Below are 21,386 nucleotides of genomic sequence, written 5' to 3'. Positions count from 1 at the left end.
CTGTGATCGTGCCACACCCCCCCAGGGTTCTCAGTGCAGGCTCAGTCCAGGGGCTGGATGGTCTCGAGGGCGGAGCGGCGGATCAGCACCGGCTGCTGGGCGTTGGCGGGCCGCAGGGCCAGAAACTCGGGGTCCTGCCAGTCGAGGCAACCTTCGATCTGCTCGCCGCCGGGGAACCGAACCCGCAAGGGCGTGCGCTGGCGGACCCAGTTCTGGAGGAGGCGCACTCCGGGCAGGCTCGAATCCAGGTTTGAAGTCTCCATAGGATTCAGGCTATGTGGATCGGGAATGGGGCCGTGCTGGCATTCAGCAAGTACCAGGGGCTGGGCAACGACTTTCTTTTGCTCGACGGGCGCGAGGCCGCCGATCCCCAGGAGCTGTTCGGTCTCGACCCGGAGCGGGTGCGCTGGATCTGCGACCGGCGCTTCGGGGTGGGCGCTGATGGGGTGATCCTGGCTCTGCCCCCAGAGGGGGATGGGGAGCTGCGCATGCGCATCTTCAATGCCGACGGCAGCGAAGCGGAGATGTGCGGCAACGGCATCCGCTGCCTGGCCCGTTTCCTGGCCGACAGCGACGGCGATCCTGCGGGGAGGACCTGGCAGGTGGAGACCATGGCCGGCCGGATGGTGCCCGAACTGCTCGCCGATGGCATGGTCCGCGTCGACATGGGTGAGCCGTTCCTGCTGCCGGAGCAGGTGCCCACCACCCTGGCGACCGGCCCGGCGGGGCTGCCCCAGGGCGAGCTGGAGGTGGAGGGGGCCCGCTTCGCGGCGGCGGCGGCTGGCATGGGCAATCCCCACCTGGTGATCCCGGTGGAGGAGGTGGAGGTGGTCGACCTGGAACGGTTCGGCCCCCTGCTGGAACGGCATCCCGCCTTCCCGGCCCGCACCAACGTGCATTTCGTCCAAGCACTCAGGCCCGACCACCTGGTGATGCGCGTCTGGGAGCGGGGCGCTGGCCCCACCCTGGCCTGCGGCACCGGTGCCTGCGCCACCCTCGTGGCCTGCCATCGCCTCGGCCTCAGTGCCCGTTCGGCCCGGCTGGATCTCCCCGGCGGCTCGCTCTGGATCGACTGGGACTCGCGCTCGAACCATCTGTTCATGACAGGGCCTGCCGAACCGGTGTTCGACGGGGTGCTCGCGCCGCTTGCTGAGAAGGCCGTTGAGCCGGCCATCACGGTTGAAACAGGACTTGATCCAGCCACCGCGCCGGAGTCGTCGCGACCAGCGGAGCCAGAAGAAATAAGTTGTGCCACCGCCTGCGTGGAGGGCTGCCAGCGGCCTGACGACTGCCCCAGCGCTGAGGCCCGTCGCCGGGTTGAGGTCCTGCTGGAGAGCCGCTCTCTCGATGATCTGGTTTCTTTGGCGGCTCAGACCCTGGAGGCCCGCACCCTGGCCCGCTTCAGCCGCGACACCGCTGGCTCTGATCGTCCGGCCGAGTGACTTCAGCCGGGCCAGCCGGCAGTGCAGCGCAGCCGCTCTATCTCGATGCTTCAGCCGGTGCCCCTCCGGCCGAGGCGGTGCTGCAAGCCATGGCCGCCGCCACGCGAACCGCCTGGGCCAATCCCTCGAGCCTGCACGGCTATGGGCTGGCGGCGGCCGACTCCCTTGAGCGCAGCCGCCAGGCGATCGCCGCCTTGCTCGGTGCTGAGGCCCAGCAGCTCACCTTCTGCTCGGGCGGTACCGAGGCCGCCCACCTGGCCCTGCTGGGAGCCGCCGCCGCCCTGCCTCCCGGTCGGCTGCTGATCTCGTCGGTGGAGCATCCGGCGGTGGAGGCCGCCGCCGAACGCTTGATCGGCTCGGGCTGGACGTTGGAGCGCCTTCCGGTGGATCACCTGGGCCGGCTGCGGCTGGATCGGCTCGAGGCCCTGTTGGAGCCTCCCACCCGGCTGGTGTCGCTGATCTGGGGCCAGAGCGAGGTGGGCACGCTTCAGCCCCTGCAGGCGGTCGCTGAGCGCTGCCGCCGGGCCGGCGTGATCCTTCACAGCGACGCCGTGCAGGTGGTGGGCCATCGCCCCATCGATTTCGCTTCGATGCAGGTGGATCTGCTCAGTTTCACCGCCCACAAGTTGCAGGGACCCCGGGGGATCGGTGCCCTGCTGGCCCGCCCCGGCCTGGAGCTGCGGCCGATGATCGAGGGCGGCGGCCAGGAGGGGGGGCTGCGCTCCGGCACCGAGCCGGTGGTCCTGGTGGCGGGTTTCGCCGAGGCCCTCCGGCTGGCCCAGCGGCGCCTGGAGCTGAACGCCGGCCAGGATCCCCTGGAGCCATGGCGTGACGGCCTGCTGCAGTCCCTGATCAGCCTGGGTGGTGTGGAGCTGACTGGCTGCCCATCCCAGCGCCTGCCCCACCATCTCAGTCTGCTGGTGCGGGATGCGGGCGGGCGCCCCCTGCCAGGTCGCCGCCTGGTGCAGGCCCTCTGGCGGCAGGGCCTGGCCGTCAGCAGCGGCAGTGCCTGCCAGAGGGGGCGCGCTGGCGGCAGCCCTGTGCTGCAGGCCATGGGCTACTCCCCTGATCTGGCCGCCAGTGGCCTGCGCCTGAGCCTGGGCCCCTGGCTCAGCCAGGAGCAGCTCGACTCGGTGCCGGCCCGCTTCGAGCGGGCACGCCAGGCCGTGGTGGCGGAACAGCTTGGGTAGGGTCGCTGGGCTTCGCTGAGGTTTCGCGTGCTCCCTGCTGATCTGCGCAGCGCCGAAGGGGAGGCCCTTGTGGCCCTGAAGGAGGCCCTGGCGGACAGCCCCAACGGTCGCTGGACCATGGAGCTGCGCTTCGAGGGGCTCAAGCTGCTGCCCCTGGCTCTGAGGCTGCTGGCGGCCCTGAAGCTTGCAGAGCGTCCGGTGCGGCTCCTATTCCCCGATGCCGGGGCCGCGGCCCTGGCCCGCCGCGATGCACCGGGCCTGGCCCCCCAGCTGGGCTCCCTGGGCGATCAGCTGCGGCGTCAGGAGCAGGACAATGATCCCTCCGCCGGCGACCTGCTGGTGCTGGTGGAGCCCGTCCAGGCCGAGTACGAGGAGGTGGAGCGTCTCTGCCAGGCCCACCGCGGCGGTGTGGTGCTGTTGAACGGACGCCTCGAGGATGCCGCCGTGGGCATCGGCAGCGTGGCCCGCGAGCGGCGGCGAGGGTTCCTGGCCACCTGGCGGCCGGCTTATGCCCTGCTGCCTCTTGAGAACGGTGCCCTTCGCTTCGCTTGCCCTGGCCCCTGGGAGCTCTACCGTCTGGATCCTGATGGCTATCGCGGGGCCGCCAGCTTCGATCTGAAGCCCGATGCCGAGCAGCAGGCGGAGGCCCTCAGCCCTGAGCAGGGCCCCGATGTGGTGGCAGGCCTGCAGGCCCTCGACCGCTTCATCGGCAGCCTGCGCAACTGAAGCCCCCTGGCCGGAGCGGGAAAGCCTCCTTAAAGTTGCGCGTCTGCCCCTGCCCTGCCCATGCCCCCTGAGTCCACCCCTGCAGCGCCGAGCGGTTCATCCCGCTGGAGCCTGGTCGACATCGGCGCCGGAGTCGCCGTGCTGCTGGCCATCGGTGGTGTCATCTGGAGCCCGAAACTGAGTGGTGCGGTGGCCACCGCCACCGGGGCGATGCAGCCGGTCACCGTGATCGTCGATGTGCGCGGCATTCCCTCTGCCGATCCCGAAGGACTGATCGCCGCGGCCCGGGAGGAGGGGAAAGTGAGCATCGTGATCCGCAACCAACCGCACGGAACCGTGAAGCTCAAGGACCTGCAACGGCTGCAGCGCAAGTTGGTGGCCCTGCAACCTGACGGAAGCGTCGTCACCGCAGAGGATCCGAACCAGGCCCTGGTGGGCTCCCTGGATGCCCGCTTCGTTCTTGAGGGGCAGGGACGGAAGACGGATGGCGGAGTGGTCTTCGGTAACCAGAACCTCAAGATCGGCGCCCCGATCGAGCTGGAGGGTCGCAACTACCGCCTCAATGGGTCCGTCAGTGGTCTTGTCCTTGGTGAGTCCTGAAATGGTGATGATGTCCCAACCGCAAACCCCCCGCGCCCAGCGCCCTCTGGTCAGGGTCCTTGCCCTCGGCCTTGCCCTGGTGCCTGGCCTGCCAGTGCTCGCGGCCGATCCCCTGGCCCGCCTGCCCGGTTCCCCCGCAGCGGCGGGTCTTCCACGGCTGCAGAGCCAGGTGAGCTGCCCGGCCCTGCAGCAGCGGGTCCAGTCGAGCCTGGGGTCTGAAGCCAGGGTCTGGAGCGTGTCGGTGGCCGATGGCAGCGGCCGCCTGCTGGCCGACGTCAACGGCCTGCAACCACGGGTTCCGGCCTCCAACCAGAAGCTGCTGAGCACGGCCTTCGCCCTCGATCGCCTCGGCCCCGACTACCGCCTCACCACCCGTCTCTGGCGCCTCTCCGATGGCACCTTGCGGCTGACCGGGGAGGGTGACCCCGATCTGGCCATGCCCCAGTTACAGCGCTTCGCCAAGCTGGCCCTGGGATCCGGTGGTGCCGATGGAACACCACCCAGCCTGGTGCGGCTGCAACTGGCGGAGGAACCGCCCCAGGCCTGGTGGCCCCAGGGCTGGCACCCTGGTGATCGTGCCTATGCCTATGGCGCTCCGATCACCCGCCTGGCCCTCACCAGCAATGCCATCGACATGGCGGTGTCCAACCCCACCTCCCGCCTGCGCACCCTGCTGAACCGGGAACTGGTGCGCCAGGGCGGTAAAGCTGTCGAGCTGAGCGTGGTCTCCCCCCAGACCCCCATCGCCAGGGATGCCGTGCTGATCCACGAGGAGCCCTCGGCTCCGATGCACAACCTGCTCAGCCTGGCCAACACCGAAAGCCACAACTTCACTGCTGAAGTGTTGTTGCGGCAGGCCAGTGGCAGCTGGGATCTGGCCGTCAGTCGCCAGGCCGAGATGCAGTGGCTGGCTGAGCAGGGCTTGCCCCTCCAGGGTGTGCGGGTGGCCGATGGCAGCGGCCTCGACCGGGCCAACCGGCTCACCAGCCGTTTCCTCGCCTCCCTGCTGCTCACCATGGGGCAACACCCCTATGCCGGCTACTACCTGGCCTCGATGGCGGTGGCCGGCCAGCGGGGCACCCTGCGCAACCTCTACAAGGGCACCAGTCTGGAGGGCCGCTTCCGCGGCAAGACCGGCACCCTCACAGGCGTGCGATCCATCAGTGGCGTGCTCAGCACCAGTGATGGCCCCCGTTACGTGAGCCTGATCTCCAATGGGGCCGGAGCACCCAACACCACGATTGGTGCGGTGCTCCGCCAGGTGCAGAACGTCAGCCTCTGCCAGCCACCTGCCTGAGGCGTGAGGCGGCACGCCGGGCGCGACTGATCGGCACCGCCGCCTGCTCACCGGCAGGCGGTTGTGCCGCGGGACTCCTCTCGGCCGATGCCGACACCTCGGTGCTCTGGATACGGCCCAATTCGCGCCGGCCTGCCAGCACCACTTTGCTCAGCTCGCCCAGCCGTCCTTCCAGTTCGGTGAGCACCTGCTCGGCATAGCGGTTGGCTCCGTCCTGCACGGTGGTGGCCTCCTGACGGGTGCGGCTGATCAGCGCCTCGCACTGCTGCTGGGTCTGTTGGCGGAACTGCAGGGCGTCGTTGTGCAGGCGCTCGGCTTCGCTCTGGCTTTCACGCTGGATGCGCAGCCCCTCCTGGCGGATCTTCTCAAGTTCCTGCAGGCTCTGCTGGCGGGAGCGCTCGTGCTGTTCGCTCAGCTGTCGCTTCATCTCCACGAAATCCTGGTCGAGCTGCTGGCGCCTCTGCATCGCCTCCTGCTCCAGCTGCTGGCGGCGGCTGCTGAACTGCTGCTCGGTCTGGGCCAGGCGGGTCTGGTGCTCCTGCTCGGTCTGGGCCACCTGCTGCCGGGCCGAGAGCAGCAGTTGCTCGCACTGCTGGCGGGCCTGCTCACGCAGCTCAGTGACCTGTCGCTCGGCCTCCTGGCGTACGGCCGCTGAATTGATCAGTTGCTCCCGCTCCTGACGGGCGCGGCTGATGATCTCCTCGGCCTGCTGGCGGGCCTGGGCGATGAAGCTCTCCCGCTGACGCAGCAGCTCCTCGGCCTGGTCGAGCTGGGCGGGCATGGCCTCCCGCACCGCGTCCATCAGCTCGATGGCGTCCTGCTCATTGACGAGGCGGCCACCACTGAACGGAATGCGGCTGCCCTCCAGCACGATTTCTTCGAGCTGATCGATCTGATCCAGCACGCTGATCCGAGTGTCGGCCATCTCAACGGGGCAGGGGATTACCGATTAAAGAGCCTGGCGAGGTCATCCGCCACTCCCGCCGGCACCATATGGCGCACATCCCCACCGAAACGGGCCACTTCCTTGACCACGCTGCTGCTGAGAAAGCTGTGGTGGGCTGCGGTAACGAGGAACAGGGTTTCCACCTCCGCAGCCAGGCTGCGGTTGGTGTGGGCGATCTGAAGCTCGAATTCGAAATCGCTCATCGCCCGCAGGCCGCGCAGGATCACGGCGGAGCCGCAGCGGCGGGCGAAGTCCACGGTGAGGCCGTCGAAGCTGCTCACCTCCACCCGCTCCAGGTGGGAGGTGGCCTGGCGGATCTGGCTGAGCCGCTGCTCCAGGGGGAAACTGGCCTGCTTGCTCGGGTTCTGCAGCACCGCCACCACCAGACCACCGAACAGCCGCTCGGCCCGTTCGATCAGGTCGAGGTGGCCCAGGGTGAGCGGATCGAAACTGCCGGGATAGACGGCCTTCATCGGGGCTGGGTGGTGGGCCCCCCCGCGGGGAAGCGATGGCGCGGATCCTATGGATGGCGACGCCGCCGTGGATCTCGCTGCCTAAAGTCGTCGTATCGATCGCGACATGTTGATGGCCAGCGAAGCACCCACCAGCGCAGCCAGTGGCGGCCTCGATGCCGCTGCCAAGAAGACGCTGCTGCGGAAGATCCCCCACGGGTTGTTCATCTGCGGGGTGGCCGAAGGCGACACCATCAACGGCTTCACCGCCAGCTGGGTCACCCAGGGCTCCTTCGAGCCGCCCCTGGTGGTGATGGCCGTGCGGGCCGATTCAACCAGCAACGGCATCATTCAGCGCACCCGGCGCTTTTCCCTCAATGTGCTCGCGGCTGATCAGAAGGACCTGGCAGCGGTCTTCTTCAAGCCCCAGAACGGCATCGGCGGCCGCTTCGACGCCGCCCCCTACAGCCTGGGCGCCATGGGCCTGCCGATCCTCGATGCGGCCCTCGGCGCCGTCGAATGCGAGTTGGTGGGTGAGGTGACCCATGGCGATCACACCGTGTTCGTGGCCGAAGTGAAGACCGCCGTGCTGCACCGTGACGGAGCTGCCCTGGAACTGGGACCCACCGGCTGGCAGTACGGAGGCTGAGCCAGGACCAGCTGCCATGGGCCGCATCGCCCAGCCCCTCCTCAGCGATCCCGATCGCCTCAGCCAGCGCCTGAAGGAGCTGCCCGCCGAGCCCGGCTGCTATCTGATGCGCGACGTGGAGGACCGCATCCTCTACATCGGCAAGTCGAAAAGCCTGCGCAGCCGCGTGCGCAGCTACTTCCGCGAGTCCCACGATCTGAGCCCGCGCATCAGCCTGATGGTGCGGCAGGTCTGTGAGATCGAGTTCATCGTCACCGACAGCGATGCGGAGGCGCTGGCGCTCGAATCCAACCTGATCAAGGCCCACCAGCCGCACTTCAACGTTCTGCTCAAGGACGACAAGAAATATCCCTACCTCTGCATCACCTGGAGCGAGCCCTACCCGCGCATCTTCATCACCCGGCGGCGGCGCCTGCGCAGCCCGCTTGATCGCTTCTACGGCCCTTACGTGGACGTGGGCCTGCTGCGGCGCACCTTCTTTCTGGTGAAGCGGGTGTTTCCCTTGCGCCAGAGGCCCCAGCCGCTCTATCGCGACCGCACCTGCCTCAACTTCGACATCGGCCGCTGCCCCGGGGTGTGCCAGGAGAAGATCAGCCCGGAGGCCTACCAGCAGATCCTGCGCAAGGTGGCGATGGTGTTCCAGGGTCGCAGCGACGAGCTCCTCGACCTGCTGCGTGCCCAGATGGCGCGCTATGCCGATCGCGAGGATTTTGAGGCGGCCGCCCGGGTCCGTGATCAGCTGCAGGGCCTCGAGCAACTCACCGCCGAGCAGAAGATGACCCTGCCGGACGCCTCGGTATCCAGGGATGTGCTGGCCCTGGCCTGTGATCAGCGGCTGGCGGCGGTGCAGCTGTTCCAGATGCGGGCGGGCAAGCTGGTGGGGCGTCTGGGCTACACCGCCGACGCCAGCATCGCCGCACCGGGCGAGATCCTGCAGCGGGTGCTGGAGGAGCACTACGGCCAGGTGGAGCCTGTGGAGATCCCTCCCGAGGTGCTGGTGCAACACCCCCTGCCCCGTCAGGAGCTGGTGCAGGAGTGGCTGAGTGAGCGACGGGGCCGCAAGGTTCGGCTGGCGCACCCGCAGCGGCAGCAGAAAGCAGAACTGATCGAGCTGGTGGAGCGCAATGCTGCCTTCGAGCTCAGCCGAGCCCAGCGCAGCGCCGAGCAGCACCAGCTGGCAACCGAAGACCTCGCCCAGCTGCTCGATCTCTCCCAGCCGCCGCGTCGCATCGAGGGGTACGACATCAGCCACATCCAGGGCAGTGATGCAGTGGCTTCCCAGGTGGTGTTCGTCGATGGGCTGCCCGCCAAGCAGCACTACCGCAAGTACCGGATCCAGAGCAGCAGCATCAGCGCCGGCCATTCCGACGACTTCATGGCGATGGCGGAGATCATGCGGCGGCGCTTTCGCCGCTGGTCGCAGGCCAAGGCGGAGGGGGCCGACCTGACGGAGCTGCGCAGGGCGGCCAGCACGGCCCTGCACACCGGGGGTCTCAACGACTGGCCCGACCTGGTGATGATCGATGGCGGCAAGGGCCAGCTCTCAGCGGTGATGGAAGCCCTGCGCGAACTCGACCTGCACGAGGAGCTGGTGGTGTGTTCCCTGGCCAAGCAGCGGGAAGAGGTGTTTCTGCCTGGCGCCATCCAGCCGCTGGAGAGCGAGCCCGACCAGCTGGGGGTGTTGCTGCTGCGGCGGTTGCGCGATGAGGCCCACCGCTTTGCAGTCAGCTTCCACCGTCAGCAGCGGGGCGAGCGGATGAAGCGGTCCCGCCTCTCGGAGATTCCCGGGCTCGGTCCCAAGCGAGTCAGGGATCTGCTGGCCCACTTCCGCTCGATCGACGCCATCCAGCTGGCCAGTCCTGAGCAGATCGCTGCCGCGCCCGGGGTGGGTCCGGCCCTGGCCCAGCAGGTTTGGGGCTACTTCCATCCCGGCGATCCCGAGCAGGCGCTCGAAGGCGAGTCGTCGGGCGAACCTCTGGCGGTGGGAAGAGAAGCAACTCCCCTAGTTTGAGAAACCCCTCTCGCCTGCCCCGATGACGCTCCCGGCCCTGCCCCCGGAGGCCTATCTCTGGTTCAAGACCCTGCACATCGTCGGGGTCGTGGTGTGGTTCGCCGGGCTGTTCTACCTGGTGCGCCTGTTCATCTATCACGTGGAGGCCGAGGCGTTGGAGGAGCCCCTGCGCGGCGCGTTTCAGCAGCAATACACGCTGATGGAGCGGCGCCTGGCCAACATCATCACCACCCCGGGCATGGTGGTGGCCGTGGCCATGGCGGTGGGGTTGCTGGTCGCCCAGCCCGTCTGGCTGAAGCAGGGCTGGATGCACGCCAAGTTGGCCGTGGTGCTGGCCCTGCTGGCCTACCACTGGTTCTGCTATCGCCTGATGGGCCAGTTGCGAGAGGGCAGCTGCCGCTGGAGCGGGCGGCAACTGCGGGCCCTCAACGAGCTCCCAACCCTGATGCTGGTGCTGGTGGTGATGCTGGTGGTGTTCAAGGGACAGTTCCCAACCGGTGCGGCCACCTGGTTCCTGGTGGCCCTGGTGGTGGCGATGGCCGGCTCGATTCAGTTCTATGCCCGCTGGCGCCGCCTTCGCGTGGAACAGGAGGCCCTCGCCGGTGGCGCCTGAGCATCCTCTGGCGCCGGTGTTGCAGGGGGTGAAGCCTTCCTGTTGCCCCGGGCGGCTCAATTTCCATTGCCACACCACCTGCAGCGACGGCAGCCTCCAGCCGGAGTGGCTGGCTGACCAGGCGGTGGACCGGGGCCTTGAGCACCTCGCCGTGACCGATCACCACAGCACAGCTGCCCTCGTGCCGCTGCAACGACGGCTGGCACAGCATCGGGAGCGAGGTTGGCAGGTTCCCACCCTCTGGAGTGGTGTGGAGATCAGCTGCCTGCTCGAGGGTTGTCTGGTTCATGTGCTCGGCCTTGGCTTCGAGCCGGGCCATGACGCCCTGGCCCCTTATCTCGAAGGCAGTGCTGTGGTGGGCCCGGCGCTACGGGCCGGGGCCGTGCGCCGGGCGATCCATGCCGCCGGCGGGCTGGCCCTGCTGGCCCATCCTGCCCGTTACCGCCTCCCGTACCACGTGCTGATCGCGGCGGCGGCGGACCTGGGATTCGATGGCGCCGAGGCCTACTACGACTACGAGCAAGGGGATTCCTGGCGCCCCTCACCGCTGGTGTGCGACGCGATCGCGGCCCAGCTGAATCGGCTGGGATTGCTGACGAGTTGCGGTACAGATACCCATGGGTTGGGGCTTGGCGGCCGCTAGGCTCAACTACAGGTTTCCGTTCCCTGACCATGGGTCTGCTTGATCGTCTCCTCGGCAACCGCTCCGAAGGAGCATTCTCCTCCAAAGCTGCCAAGGCCAAACCGGCGAAGGCCAAGCAGGACGAGAGCTTTTACCTCGATGCAGACACCTCCAGCAGCCTGGGCGATGTGAACTTCATGCGGCGCTCGAACACGATCCGCCACACCTTCCCTGGTAATGCCGACAATCCCGGCAACAAGGAAATGATCCAGGAAGTGGATTCGATGGCGGCCCGGCTCGAGAAGGCCAGCACTGGCATGCCCGGCACTGAGGTCAAGACCACCAGCACCAGCCTCAGTGGCGGAGTGCCCAAGCCGGTCAAGAAGACATTTGTCGAGAAGATGAGCTCCGCTGAGCTGAGCAAGCGGCTCAGGGGCGCTGCCGTGGGCGGTGTCAACGCCGCTGGCGGTTCAGCCGGCGGCAGTAAAACCGGCGGCAGCGCAGCCGAGGGGCAGCCGAGCATCAGTCTCCAGCAGGCCAAGCCCGGCACGATCGATGCCTTCAAGGACATGGCGAAGGAGATCAATTCCTGAACGGCGCGGCACACTCTTCCCTTGCAACTCAGCCCTCCACCAGACTCTCACTGCTGAGCACCAGTTGCCTGAGATGCTCCAGCTGCTCAGGACTGGCCCCCTCCCACAGCCGGCGGTTGTGGGCTTCCAGCAGCCGCTCGGCCATGTCGCGCAGGGCCCAGGGATTGGCCTGGCGCAGAAAGTCCAGCAGGGTTTCATCGCCCAGCCAGGTGTCGCAGATGGCGCCGTAGCTCCAGTCCGGTACACGTCCGGTGCTGGCGTCGTAGGCGAAGAGGTAGTCGAGGCTGGCGGCCAGCTCAAAGCCCCCCTTGTAGCCATGGGCCCGCATGCCGTTGATCCAGCGGGGATTGAGCACCCGTGAGCGCAGCACCTTGTCGAGCTCCCGCTCCAGGCGATGCAGGCGGGGCCGCTGGCGCCGGGAGTGATCGCCGAACCAGAGGGCCGGAGCCGACCCCCGCACCCGCTCCGTGGCGGCGCTCAGGCCCCCCTGGAACTGGTAGTAATCGTCGGAATCGAGCAGGTCATGTTCACGGTTGTCCTGGTTGTGCAGCACCACCTGAACCTGGCGCAGCCGCTGCTCCAGGCCGTCGCCATCGGCGATCGCCTCACCGCTGCCCTCGTAACGCCAGCCGCTCCAGTTGAGGTAGGCCTCGCCCAGATCGCTGCGCTCCTCCCACTGGCCGCTGTCGATCAAGCCCTGCAATCCAGCCCCGTAGGCCCCCGGCGCTGAGCCATACACCCGGGCGCAGTGACCTTCGCGGATCAGCGCCGCCGCCAGGGGATTGTCGGCTTCCGCCTCCTGCAGGCCCGCCACCAGGGCCGTGGCCCGGTTGACCCAGCCCACCAGCTGGGGGAAGGCATCGCGGAACAGACCGGAGATGCGCAGGGTCACATCCACCCGGGGGCGCCCCAGCAGCGCAAGCGGGATCACCTCCAGGTCCACCATCCGCCGGGTGGGCCCGTCCCAGACCGGCCGCACCCCCATCAGGGCCAGGGCCTGGGCGATGTCTTCACCGCCGTTGCGCATCGTTGCCGTCCCCCAGACCGAGAGGGCCAGGTGGCGCAGGTCGTCGCCCTCCTCCTGGAGGTGCAGCTCCAGCAGCAACTCGGCGCTGCGCCGCCCCAGGTCCCAGGCCGCTTCGCTGGGCAGTCCGCGCAGATCGACGCTGTAGAAGTTGCGGCCGGTGGGCAGCAGGTCGGGCCGACCACGCGTGGGGGCCCCGGAGGGACCGGCGGCAATGCGCTCCCCCGCCACCCCCGCCAGAAAGGACTCCCGCTCCGCCTCACCGCAGCGCAACAGTCGCGGGATCAGATCGCCGCGCACCCGCTCCAGCACCGAGCGGGTGATGGGCCCGCAGGGGGGGATCTCGGCCAGTGGCTCCAGCACGGAACGCAGCAGCTCCAGGGCCCATCCCTCCAGCAGGGCCACGCCATCCCCGACCCGGCGACAGGCCTGGGCCGCCGCCGGTGCTGCCGCCAGCAACCGCTGCCGGTCAGCGGCATCCAGGGGGTCTTCCTCCGGATCGGCCCAGGGGTCGAGCGCCAGGCCCAGATCCTTGGCCAGGGCCTGGGTCAGGCCCGGCCCCTCGGCCAGGGGTGGCCGGGCCAGGCAGAGCAGCAGCTCCAGCAGGGGCTCCGGGGCGGGCAGGTGGCCGAAGGTGTGCAGGCCCGTGCGGATCTGGGCCTCCTTGAGCTCACAGAGGTAGCCGTCGGCGCGATCGATGCGGCTCTCCAGGTCGCTGGCCTCCAGCGGCAGCTCAAGGGCCTCGAGGGTCTCGGCCAGGCGCTGGCGCAGAGGTTCCACCCGCCCGCTACCCAGTTGGCACGCTTCCCAGTACTCATCCAGCAGGGCCTCCAGGGTCTGCAGGGGCCCATGCAGCCCCGCCCGCCCCAGGGGCGGGGTGAGGTGGTCGAGGATCACGGCCTGGGAACGGCGCTTGGCCTGGGACCCTTCGCCGGGATCGTTGACGATGAAGGGGTAGAGGTGGGGCATCGGCCCCAGGGCCCATTCGGGAAAACACTGGTTGGAGAGCCCCAGCCCCTTGCCCGGCAGCCACTCCAGATTGCCGTGCTTGCCCACGTGCACCACCAGCTGGGATTCCTCCACCTGCCGCAGCCAGAGGTACTGGGCCAGGTAGGCGTGGGTGGGGGGCAGATCGGGGCTGTGGTAGTTGAGGCTGGGGTCGCGGTCGTAGCCCCGCTCCGGCTGGATCAGCACATGGATGCGGCCGAAGCGCAGACCCCGGATCGGGAAACCGGCGCCAGCGGCGCTGCGCTCCAGTCCGCTGTCCTGATCCGGTGAGCCCCAGCGCCGCTCGATCAGCTGCCGACCCTCCCGGGGCAGGGCGTCATACCAGCGCTGGTAGGTGGCCAGGGGGAGGTGATCGAGGGGCGGCCGGTGGCTGCTCTCGGCGTCGTTGCTGCGGCCCGCCAGCAATCGTTCGATCAGCTCCTGACCGCTGTGGGGAAGGGTCCCATCCGGCGGCTGCCCCTGCGCCCCCCCGAGGTCGTAGCCGGCGGCGGCCAGCCAGTGCAGCATCGCCGCCGCACTGGCGGGGGTGTCGAGACCCACGCCATTGGCCAGGCGGCTGTTGCGGGTTGGGTAGTTGGCGAGCACCAGCGACAGGCGCCGCTGGGCCGGGGGAGTGCCGCGCAAGCTCACCCAGGCCCCCACCAGCTGGGCGATCCAGTCGAGGCGCTCCTGATCCGGCACGTAGCGGTGCAGAGCGGTGGTGAGCCGGGTATCGGCCCGCTCGGCCGCCTCCTTGAATGCACCCACCCGGGTGGTGAGGCGGCCATCGAGCTCCGGCAGCGCCACCTGCAGGCTCAGATCGAGGGGACCCAGGCCGATGCTGCTGCTGCGCCAGCGCTCCCGACTGCAACTGCTGCACAGCAGTTGCAGCACCGGCACGTTCAGGGTTTCCCAGAGAGGGGCGCCAAGACCCGCCTCCTCGAACTGCACTGAGGCAAATGACGTGGTGCAGAGCACCGCCTGTACCCCTTCCCGCCCCAGCAGGTCGGCCACGCCGCGCTGCACTCCCGCATCGCGCAGGCCGCTCACCCACAGGGCCCTGGGGCACAGGCCCCGTTGGCGCAGGGCCGCCAGGATGGCCTCCGCCAGGGCGGTGTCGCCTGCCTGCAGCAAGGCGCGGTAGAGCACCAGGCCGACCCGGGGTCCGGAATCCGCCCGCCAGTCGTGGGGGGCGGGATCGGGCAGCGGTTCCGCCTGGGGTGGCTCGGGTTGCTCCCCTGCCAGCAGGGCCACGAGGCTGAGCAGCACCCGGCGCAGGTTGGCGCGCCCCCCTTCGCGCAGGCAGCGGCCGATCGCCAGGGCCAGGGCCGGAGCCACAGTGCCCAGACTCGCCAGGTCGCGCTCTTCATCGCTGGTGCCGGCCACCACCACCAGCTGGCGGCCAGGGCCCGCAGCCCAGTGGCGCAGACGCTCCAGGCCATAGCTCCAGTGGCCACGGCCCCCCAGCAGGCGCACCAGCACCAGCCGGGTTTCAGCCAGGCTGGTGGCCAGGTAGTGGTCGATCACGGCCGGGTGATCAAGGGCCGCGAGGTTGAGACCGCGCACCTCCTGGCTGAGCAGCGCCGGTTCGTCGCGCAGCAGGCCCGCGAGGCAGCTGAGGTCGGTGTCGGCGCTGCTCAGCAGCAACAGGGGCGCCGAAGGCTGCTCCACATAAAGGGGACCATCCGTGTCGCCGGTGGCGCCGGGAACTGCCGCAAGCCGATGCATCGAGCCATCCTCGGTCCTGACGGTGAGAAGATCGAGGCCCGATCACGGTGCGGTGACCCCCGCTCCACGCCCTTCCCAAGCGACCCTGCATGCAGAAGTTTCTCCCCTACGCCTGGTTCCAGGGCGGTTGCGTTCCTTTCGCGGAGGCCACCCTGTCGATCGCCACCCACGCCTTGCACTACGGCACCGGAGCCTTTGGGGGGATGCGGGCTCTGCCTAATCCCAGTGATCCAGGCGAAATCCTGCTGTTTCGTGCCGACCGCCATGCCCGCCGCCTCAGCCAGAGCGCCCGGCTGCTGCTGGCGGAGCTGGAGGAGAGCACCATTCTTGGCGCCATCGACGCCTTTCTGCAGGCCAACAGGCCTACCACGCCGATTTACCTGCGGCCTTTCGTTTACACCAGCGACCTCGGCATCGCGCCTCGGTTGCACGACATCGAGACCGACTTTCTGATCTACGGCATCGAGCTGGGCGATTACCTCTCCCCCGACGGGGTCAGCTGCCGTGTCAGCAGCTGGACCCGCCAGGAGGACCGATCCCTGCCCCTGCGCGGCAAGATCAGCGGCGCTTACATCACCAGCTCCCTGGCCAAGACCGAGGCGGTGAAGAGCGGTTTCGATGAGGCTCTGCTGCTCAACAGCCGCGGCAAGGTGAGCGAGGCCAGCGGCATGAACCTGTTCATCGTGCGCGATGGCGTACTGATCACCCCCGGCGTAGATCAGGACATCCTCGAGGGCATCACCCGCGCCAGCATCCTCGAATTGGCCAGGGATCTCGACATCCCGGTGATTGAGCGGGCGGTCGACAAGACCGAGCTGTTCGTGGCCGACGAGGTGTTCCTCAGCGGCACCGCGGCGCGGGTGACCCCTGTGCGGCGGGTGGAGTCCACCGATCTGCCCACGCAGCGCCCCGTGATGGAGCAGCTGCGGGAGCGGCTCACCCAGATCACCATCGGCAACGACCCCAACTACGACCACTGGGTCACCCGCATCCGCCTGCGCGACTGATTTCTAGAGTGATCGCTGGCACGATCACGCGATGACGGCACTGGTGGGCTCGGCGGCGGCGGCAAGGACAGGAACCGGCAGGATCGGCTTCCTGGAGCACCTGCATGGCCCCGGCCGCCCAGTGGTGGTGTTCGACGGTGCCACGGGCACCTCGCTGCAGCAGATGGATCTCAGCGCCGAGGATTTCGGCGGCGCGGCCCTCGAGGGCTGCAACGAGAACCTGGTTTTCACCCGCCCCGACGCCGTGCAGGCCGTGCACGCCCAGTTTCTTGAGGCGGGCTGCGATGTGATCGAAACCGACACCTTCGGGGCGGCCTCGATCGTGCTGGCGGAATACGGGCTGGAGGACCAGGCCTTTGCCCTCAACCAGCGGGCCGCTGAGCTGGCCCGGGAGATGGCTGATCGCTACAGCACCCCCACCAAGCCCCGCTTCGTGGCGGGCTCCATGGGCCCCACCACGAAGTTGCCGACCCTCGGCCACATCGACTTCGACACGATGAAGGCCTCCTTCCGCGAGCAGGCGGCGGGGCTGCTGGCGGGGGATGTCGATCTGTTCATCGTCGAGACCTGCCAGGACGTGCTGCAGATCAAGGCGGCGCTCCAGGGTCTGGAGGAAGCCTTCGAAGCCGCCGGTGAGCGCCGGCCGTTGATGGTCTCAGTCACGATGGAAACCACCGGCACGATGCTGGTGGGCTCCGATATCGCCGCTGTGGTCTCGATCCTGGAGCCTTTCGCGATCGATGTGCTCGGCCTCAACTGCGCCACCGGTCCGGAGCAGATGAAGGAGCACATCCGCTACCTGAGCGAGCACAGTCCGTTCGTGATCAGCTGCATCCCCAACGCCGGACTTCCGGAGAATGTGGGCGGTGTGGCCCACTACCGGCTCACGCCCCTCGAGCTGCGCCTGCAGCTGCTCCACTTCGTTGAAGATCTCGGTGTTCAGGTGATCGGTGGCTGCTGTGGCACCACCCCGAGCCACATCGCTGCTCTGGCCGAGCTGGCTGTGGATCTTCACCCCAGTCCCCGGCCCGTGCGGCTGCCGCAGCATCGGCTGAAGCGGCCAGCCTTGCAGTGGGAACCGGCGGCGGCCTCGATCTATGGCGTCACCCCCTACCACCAGGACAACTCCTTCCTGATCATCGGCGAGCGGCTCAATGCCAGCGGCTCCAGGAAGGTGCGCGATCTGCTCAACGCCGAAGACTGGGATGGGCTGGTGGCCCTGGCCCGCGGCCAGATCAAGGAGAATGCCCATGTGCTCGATGTCAACGTCGACTATGTCGGCCGCGACGGCGAGAAAGACATGCATGACCTGGTCAGTCGCCTGGTCACCAACGTGAATCTGCCGCTGATGCTGGATTCAACGGAGTGGCAGAAGATGGAGGCTGGCCTGAAAGTGGCCGGTGGGAAGTGCATCCTCAACTCCACCAACTATGAAGACGGCGATGAGCGTTTCTTCAAGGTGCTGGAGCTGGCCCGCCGCTACGGTGCCGGTGTGGTGGTGGGCACCATCGATGAGGAGGGCATGGCCCGCACGGCGGAGCGCAAGTTCGCCATTGCCCAGCGGGCCTACCGCGACGCCTTGGAGTATGGAATCCCGGCCCATGAGATCTTCTACGACCCCCTAGCCCTGCCCATCTCCACGGGCATCGAGGAGGACCGCCGCAATGCCGCCGCGACGATCGAGGCCATCCGCCTGATTCGTGAGAATCTCCCGGGCGTTCATGTAGTGCTGGGAGTGAGCAATGTGAGCTTCGGGCTCTCTCCGGCGGCTCGGATCGTGCTCAATTCCGTCTTCCTGCACGAGTGCTGCGAGGCGGGCCTCGATGCCGCCATTGTCAGTCCCGCCAAGATTCTTCCCCTCGCGAAGATCACCGAGGAGCATCAGCAGGTCTGCCGTGATCTGATCGAAGACCGCCGCCGTTTCGAATCGGAGGCTGAGGCCGCGATCTGCACCTACGACCCCCTCACCGTGCTGACCAGCCTGTTCGAGGGGGTGAGCGCGAAGGAGGCGAGGGCATCGGGTCCGAGCCTGGCCGATCTTCCCGTGGAGCAACGGCTGCGCCAGCACATCATCGATGGAGAGCGTATCGGTCTGGAGCCGGCCCTTCAGGAGGCCCTGGCCAGCTACCCGCCGCTGCAGATCATCAACACCTTTCTGCTCGATGGCATGAAGGTGGTTGGGGAGTTGTTCGGCTCCGGTCAGATGCAACTCCCCTTTGTGCTCCAGAGCGCAGAAACGATGAAGGCGGCAGTGGCTTTTCTCGAACCTCACATGGAGAAAGTCGACGGGGTGAGCAGTGCCAAGGCCAAGTTCCTGATCGCCACCGTCAAGGGCGATGTGCATGACATCGGCAAGAACCTGGTTGATATCATCCTGACTAACAATGGCTATGAGGTGATCAACCTCGGCATCAAGCAGGGGGTCGAGGCAATCATCGAGGCTCAGCACCTTCACCAGGCGGATTGCATCGCCATGAGCGGGCTGCTGGTGAAATCCACCGCCTTCATGAAGGACAACCTGCAGGCTTTCAATGAGGCGGGCATCACCGCTCCGGTGATTCTTGGCGGGGCGGCCCTCACCCCCCGCTTTGTGCAGAAGGATTGCCGCTCCGTCTACAACGGCCAGGTGATCTATGGCCGCGATGCTTTTGCCGATCTGCGCTTCATGGATGCGCTCTCGGAAGCCCGCAAGGCAGGCCAGTGGGATGACCGGCTCGGATTCCTGGCCGGTGCCCCCGCGGGTCTGGGCCTGGAGGCCGAACCCGAGCCAGCGGCTGAGCCCAGAGCTGCTGGCGCTGAAGCGGCGAGCCCAGACGATCAGGCCACACCAGCAACCGCTAGCGCACCCGAAGTCACCAGCCATCGCTCAGCGGTGGTGCCCGAGGAGCCCGCCGTGGAGCCTCCCTTTCTGGGCAGTTGCCTGATCCAGGAGGGAGAGATTCCCCTCGATGAGGTGTTTGCCTATCTCGATCGCAACGCCCTCTTCGCCGGCCAGTGGCAGCTGCGCAAGAGCCAGGACCAGAGCCGTCAGGCCTACGAGGCGATGTTGGCGGAGAAGGCCGAGCCGGTGCTGCAGAGCTGGATCGAGCGCTGCCGGCAGGAGGTCCTGCTCACGCCCCGGGTCGCCTACGGCTACTTCCCCTGCGGCCGCGATGGCAATGCCCTGGTGGTGTTTGATCCCGAGGGTAGTGAGCGGGAGCTCGGGCGCTTCGAGCTGCCGCGCCAGCGGGGCGGCAACCGCTACTGCATCGCCGATTTCTTCCGAGATCTCAGCGATGGCAGGCCCAGTGATGTGCTGCCGATGCAGGCCGTGACCATGGGAGAGCGGGCCAGTGCCTATGCCAGGGAGCTCTTCGCCGCCGATCGCTACACCGACTATCTCTACTTCCATGGCCTCGGCGTGCAGATGGCCGAGGCGCTTGCTGAGTGGACCCATGCGCGCATCCGCAGGGAACTGGGCTTCGCGGCGGAGGAACCGGCGGCTCTGCGCGATGTGCTGGCCCAGCGCTACCGCGGCAGCCGCTACTCCTTCGGCTATCCGGCCTGCCCCAATGTGGCCGATTCCCGCCAGCAGCTGGCCTGGCTCGATACCGGTCGCATCGGCCTGACCATGGATGAGAGCGATCAGCTCGATCCCGAGCAGAGCACCACCGCCCTGGTGGCGCTTCACAGCCTTGCCCGCTATTTCAGTGCCTGAGGCCCTTGGCACCACGGCCGCAGGGGCCTGGTCAGCGGGGGCAGTGGCAGGCTGAGGCTGTTTCTGTCTGTTCTGTCATGGCGATTGCCGGTCCTGATGGTGTTGATGCGGCGATCGCCGCCGGCGTTGATCTCGATGGAAGCCCCATCCCTGCCGAGATGCTCAGCCTCTACAACGAAGTGATGGCACTGGAGGCGGCCCGGGCCCGCAGCGGCGTGCGCAAATCGATGCGCAACCGGGTGGTCAAGACCGGCTCCAAGCATCTCGATCAGGCCACTCTCGATGCCCGTCTCAGGGCCGCCGGCTGGGATGGCCTCAAGGCCAAGGAGATCGACTTCTTCTACGGCTGAGGCTCAGAGCGATTCGAGGCTGTCGATCACTTCCTGCTGGAAGGCCTCGAGGTCGGTGGAGTCGCTCAGATCGAAGCCCTCTCCAGCGGCGTTCTGGGTGAGCTCCTGAAAGTGGAAGGCACCCTCCCCATGGGCGAGAAATTCCATGGCGGAGGTTTCACCGCTTTCCTTGAAGGCGTCGTACAGGGCCATGAAGGCAGCGTCTTCGGCGAAATCCCAGCTCATGAAGGTGTTGAAGGCAAGGCGGAAGGGCGGCAGAAGGAGGCCTTCCAGCACCACGGCTCAATGACCTTTAACGCCTGCCCCCCCGAATCCGTCAACCTCCCAGCTGGATTTCGTTCCCGCAGATGGTCAGACTCGACGCTCGTTCCAGGGATTTCGCGTGGATCAATCGTCGACACCCCCCAGCCCTTCGGCGCTGAATGTGCTGGGTCAGCCTCTGGTCGTCTGTGGTTGTGAGCCGATGACCGGCTGGTTCCGCGACGGCCACTGCCGCACCGATCCCTCCGACCATGGCCGCCACACGGTCTGTTGCGTCGTCACCGATCTGTTTCTGCGCTACTCCCTGTCCCAGGGCAACGACCTGAGCACCCCCAGGCCTGCCTATGGCTTTGCCGGACTCAAAGCGGGCGACCACTGGTGTGTCTGTGCCCCCCGCTGGCTGGAGGCCCACGACGACGGCGTGGCTCCGCCGGTGCGGCTGGAGGCCAGCGAAGCCTCCTGTCTGGAGCTGATCCCCCTGGAGCTGCTTCAGGCCTTCGCCCATTCCGCCTCCCCCCAGGCCTGAGTTCTCCCCAGGGACGGCTCACCAGGGAATCGTTGTCCCGTCCCAGGCCAGAAAGCGGCCGGTGTGGGCAGGCTCCTGGGCGGCGATCACATCGAGCAGCTGGTTGGCGGCCCGCTCAGGGGTGAACAGCCGCTCAGCCGGCACCGAGCGGCGGAAGGGTTGAGAGAGAGCCGTGGCGGTGGTGCCGGGATGCAGCAGGCTCACGCAGGCCAGGGGCAGTCGGCGCTCCCATTCCAGGGCCAGGCAGCGCAGCAACTGGTTCTGGGCCGCCTTGGCGGCCCTGTAGCTGTACCAGCCCCCCAGCTGGTTGTCGCCGATGCTGCCCACCCGGGCCGAGAGGCTGGCGAAGTGCACCGGCTCCTGGCGGGGCAGCAGGGGCTCCAGGGCCTTGGCCAGCAGCACCGGGCCATAGGCATTGACGCTGAACAGGCGCTCCAGCGAGCCTCGCCTCAGCTGCTGCAGCCGCTTCTCCGGCTGCAGGTCACCGTCGTGGAGCAGGCCGGAGCTGTTGATCACCAGTCGCAGCCGCACCGCCTCCTGCTGCAGCCGCCTGGCGAAGGCGTCGAGGCTGGCATCGTCGCCGAGATCAAGGGCCAGCGCCCGCTCGGGTGGCACCACGCTACTGCTTGGGCCACGGCCTGCGGCTGCTGCCCCACAGCCGCAGG

The 21,386-nt window shown here is 67.9% G+C and carries 20 protein-coding genes; 14 read left to right on the top strand and 6 right to left on the bottom strand.

Annotated elements, in window-relative coordinates:
* Positions 1–41: 41 nt before the first annotated feature.
* Positions 42–263: a hypothetical protein gene (locus WH5701_RS07235; RefSeq protein WP_006171486.1), complete on the bottom strand. Its 222-nt coding sequence runs from the start codon at positions 261–263 to the stop codon at positions 42–44.
* A gap of 33 nt (positions 264–296) precedes the next feature.
* Between WH5701_RS07235 and dapF the strand changes: the two genes are divergently transcribed.
* From dapF to dacB, 5 genes are read left to right on the top strand one after another with little or no spacing between them, the layout of a single operon-like run.
* Positions 297–1,442, top strand: a complete 1,146-nt coding sequence (dapF, locus tag WH5701_RS07230) for a diaminopimelate epimerase (protein WP_156776593.1) — start codon at positions 297–299, stop codon at positions 1,440–1,442.
* Positions 1,439–2,632: a cysteine desulfurase family protein gene (locus WH5701_RS07225; RefSeq protein ID WP_006171484.1), complete on the top strand. Its 1,194-nt coding sequence runs from the start codon at positions 1,439–1,441 to the stop codon at positions 2,630–2,632. Before dapF ends, WH5701_RS07225 begins: the two co-directional genes overlap by 4 nt.
* A gap of 27 nt (positions 2,633–2,659) precedes the next feature.
* A complete protein-coding gene (locus WH5701_RS07220) occupies positions 2,660–3,358 on the top strand; it encodes a DUF1995 family protein (RefSeq protein WP_006171483.1) in 699 nt (232 codons plus the stop codon).
* A gap of 60 nt (positions 3,359–3,418) precedes the next feature.
* A complete protein-coding gene (locus WH5701_RS07215; RefSeq protein ID WP_006171482.1) occupies positions 3,419–3,958 on the top strand; it encodes a DUF4330 domain-containing protein in 540 nt (179 codons plus the stop codon).
* A gap of 1 nt (position 3,959) precedes the next feature.
* Positions 3,960–5,255, top strand: a complete 1,296-nt coding sequence (gene dacB / locus WH5701_RS07210) for a D-alanyl-D-alanine carboxypeptidase/D-alanyl-D-alanine-endopeptidase (RefSeq protein ID WP_006171481.1) — start codon at positions 3,960–3,962, stop codon at positions 5,253–5,255.
* On the opposite strand, the gene WH5701_RS07205 is transcribed toward dacB, so the two are convergent.
* The gene (locus tag WH5701_RS07205) at positions 5,230–6,180 is read right to left on the bottom strand and encodes a hypothetical protein (RefSeq protein WP_006171480.1); all 951 of its coding nucleotides are present in this window, start codon (positions 6,178–6,180) and stop codon (positions 5,230–5,232) included. The genes dacB and WH5701_RS07205 overlap by 26 nt on opposite strands.
* A 17-nt stretch (positions 6,181–6,197) precedes the next feature.
* Positions 6,198–6,674, bottom strand: coding sequence for a pantetheine-phosphate adenylyltransferase (gene coaD, locus WH5701_RS07200; protein ID WP_006171479.1), 477 nt, complete (start codon positions 6,672–6,674; stop codon positions 6,198–6,200).
* 106 nt (positions 6,675–6,780) lie between these two features.
* Between coaD and WH5701_RS07195 the strand changes: the two genes are divergently transcribed.
* The 5 genes from WH5701_RS07195 to WH5701_RS07175 are packed head-to-tail and all read left to right on the top strand — an operon-like array spanning position 6,781 to position 11,141.
* Positions 6,781–7,302, top strand: a complete 522-nt coding sequence (locus WH5701_RS07195) for a flavin reductase family protein (protein WP_006171478.1) — start codon at positions 6,781–6,783, stop codon at positions 7,300–7,302.
* A gap of 16 nt (positions 7,303–7,318) precedes the next feature.
* On the top strand, positions 7,319–9,313 hold the full coding sequence (gene uvrC, locus WH5701_RS07190; RefSeq protein ID WP_037979757.1) for an excinuclease ABC subunit UvrC: 1,995 nt from the start codon (positions 7,319–7,321) through the stop codon (positions 9,311–9,313).
* 22 nt (positions 9,314–9,335) lie between these two features.
* Positions 9,336–9,926, top strand: coding sequence for a protoporphyrinogen oxidase HemJ (hemJ, locus tag WH5701_RS07185; protein WP_006171476.1), 591 nt, complete (start codon positions 9,336–9,338; stop codon positions 9,924–9,926).
* Complete coding sequence (locus tag WH5701_RS07180) at positions 9,871–10,569, top strand: PHP domain-containing protein (protein ID WP_050751397.1); 699 nt, start codon at positions 9,871–9,873, stop codon at positions 10,567–10,569. Before hemJ ends, WH5701_RS07180 begins: the two co-directional genes overlap by 56 nt.
* 29 nt (positions 10,570–10,598) lie before the next feature.
* Positions 10,599–11,141: a hypothetical protein gene (locus WH5701_RS07175; RefSeq protein ID WP_006171474.1), complete on the top strand. Its 543-nt coding sequence runs from the start codon at positions 10,599–10,601 to the stop codon at positions 11,139–11,141.
* A 28-nt stretch (positions 11,142–11,169) separates the two neighbouring features.
* On the opposite strand, the gene cobN is transcribed toward WH5701_RS07175, so the two are convergent.
* Positions 11,170–14,880, bottom strand: a complete 3,711-nt coding sequence (gene cobN, locus WH5701_RS07170; RefSeq protein WP_006171473.1) for a cobaltochelatase subunit CobN — start codon at positions 14,878–14,880, stop codon at positions 11,170–11,172.
* 89 nt (positions 14,881–14,969) lie between these two features.
* Between cobN and WH5701_RS07165 the strand changes: the two genes are divergently transcribed.
* The 3 genes from WH5701_RS07165 (at position 14,970) to WH5701_RS07155 (ending at position 19,934) form a co-directional block, all read left to right on the top strand.
* Entirely contained in the window at positions 14,970–15,887 is a 918-nt protein-coding gene (locus WH5701_RS07165; RefSeq protein ID WP_006171472.1) for a branched-chain amino acid transaminase, read from the top strand.
* A gap of 31 nt (positions 15,888–15,918) precedes the next feature.
* Complete coding sequence (metH, locus tag WH5701_RS07160; protein ID WP_006171470.1) at positions 15,919–19,584, top strand: methionine synthase; 3,666 nt, start codon at positions 15,919–15,921, stop codon at positions 19,582–19,584.
* 77 nt (positions 19,585–19,661) lie between these two features.
* A complete protein-coding gene (locus tag WH5701_RS07155; RefSeq protein WP_006171468.1) occupies positions 19,662–19,934 on the top strand; it encodes a DUF4090 family protein in 273 nt (90 codons plus the stop codon).
* Positions 19,935–19,937: 3 nt separating this feature from the next.
* Here the strand turns inward: WH5701_RS07155 and WH5701_RS07150 are convergent, their stop codons facing one another.
* On the bottom strand, positions 19,938–20,159 hold the full coding sequence (locus WH5701_RS07150) for a hypothetical protein (protein WP_037980663.1): 222 nt from the start codon (positions 20,157–20,159) through the stop codon (positions 19,938–19,940).
* Between the two features lie 157 nt (positions 20,160–20,316).
* Between WH5701_RS07150 and WH5701_RS07145 the strand changes: the two genes are divergently transcribed.
* Complete coding sequence (locus tag WH5701_RS07145) at positions 20,317–20,721, top strand: DUF2237 family protein (protein WP_050751396.1); 405 nt, start codon at positions 20,317–20,319, stop codon at positions 20,719–20,721.
* 18 nt (positions 20,722–20,739) lie between these two features.
* Here WH5701_RS07145 and WH5701_RS07140 read toward each other — a convergent pair whose 3' ends face one another.
* Positions 20,740–21,336, bottom strand: a complete 597-nt coding sequence (locus WH5701_RS07140; protein WP_369791635.1) for an SDR family oxidoreductase — start codon at positions 21,334–21,336, stop codon at positions 20,740–20,742.
* Between the last annotated feature and the right edge of the window lie 50 nt (positions 21,337–21,386).

It is taken from the genome of Synechococcus sp. WH 5701 (assembly GCF_000153045.1).
Taxonomy (GTDB): Bacteria; Cyanobacteriota; Cyanobacteriia; order PCC-6307; family Cyanobiaceae; genus Regnicoccus_A; species Regnicoccus_A antarcticus.
The sequence above is the reverse complement of the archived record's forward strand: the minus strand, read 5'-3'. Positions and strand labels throughout refer to the sequence as shown.

What these genes read in the sequence shown, in the direction of transcription:
- coaD (WP_006171479.1), bottom strand. Translation starts at nt 6,674, where the DNA reads ATGAAGGCCGTCTATCCCGGCAGTTTCGATCCGCTCACCCTGGGCCAC.
- WH5701_RS07180 (WP_050751397.1), top strand. Translation starts at nt 9,871, where the DNA reads ATGCCCGCTGGCGCCGCCTTCGCGTGGAACAGGAGGCCCTCGCCGGTG.
- metH (WP_006171470.1), top strand. Translation starts at nt 15,919, where the DNA reads ATGACGGCACTGGTGGGCTCGGCGGCGGCGGCAAGGACAGGAACCGGC.
- cobN (WP_006171473.1), bottom strand. Translation starts at nt 14,880, where the DNA reads ATGCATCGGCTTGCGGCAGTTCCCGGCGCCACCGGCGACACGGATGGT.
- WH5701_RS07195 (WP_006171478.1), top strand. Translation starts at nt 6,781, where the DNA reads ATGTTGATGGCCAGCGAAGCACCCACCAGCGCAGCCAGTGGCGGCCTC.
- WH5701_RS07150 (WP_037980663.1), bottom strand. Translation starts at nt 20,159, where the DNA reads ATGAGCTGGGATTTCGCCGAAGACGCTGCCTTCATGGCCCTGTACGAC.
- uvrC (WP_037979757.1), top strand. Translation starts at nt 7,319, where the DNA reads ATGGGCCGCATCGCCCAGCCCCTCCTCAGCGATCCCGATCGCCTCAGC.
- WH5701_RS07215 (WP_006171482.1), top strand. Translation starts at nt 3,419, where the DNA reads ATGCCCCCTGAGTCCACCCCTGCAGCGCCGAGCGGTTCATCCCGCTGG.
- WH5701_RS07165 (WP_006171472.1), top strand. Translation starts at nt 14,970, where the DNA reads ATGCAGAAGTTTCTCCCCTACGCCTGGTTCCAGGGCGGTTGCGTTCCT.
- dacB (WP_006171481.1), top strand. Translation starts at nt 3,960, where the DNA reads ATGGTGATGATGTCCCAACCGCAAACCCCCCGCGCCCAGCGCCCTCTG.
- WH5701_RS07235 (WP_006171486.1), bottom strand. Translation starts at nt 263, where the DNA reads ATGGAGACTTCAAACCTGGATTCGAGCCTGCCCGGAGTGCGCCTCCTC.
- WH5701_RS07175 (WP_006171474.1), top strand. Translation starts at nt 10,599, where the DNA reads ATGGGTCTGCTTGATCGTCTCCTCGGCAACCGCTCCGAAGGAGCATTC.
- hemJ (WP_006171476.1), top strand. Translation starts at nt 9,336, where the DNA reads ATGACGCTCCCGGCCCTGCCCCCGGAGGCCTATCTCTGGTTCAAGACC.
- WH5701_RS07205 (WP_006171480.1), bottom strand. Translation starts at nt 6,180, where the DNA reads ATGGCCGACACTCGGATCAGCGTGCTGGATCAGATCGATCAGCTCGAA.
- WH5701_RS07155 (WP_006171468.1), top strand. Translation starts at nt 19,662, where the DNA reads ATGGCGATTGCCGGTCCTGATGGTGTTGATGCGGCGATCGCCGCCGGC.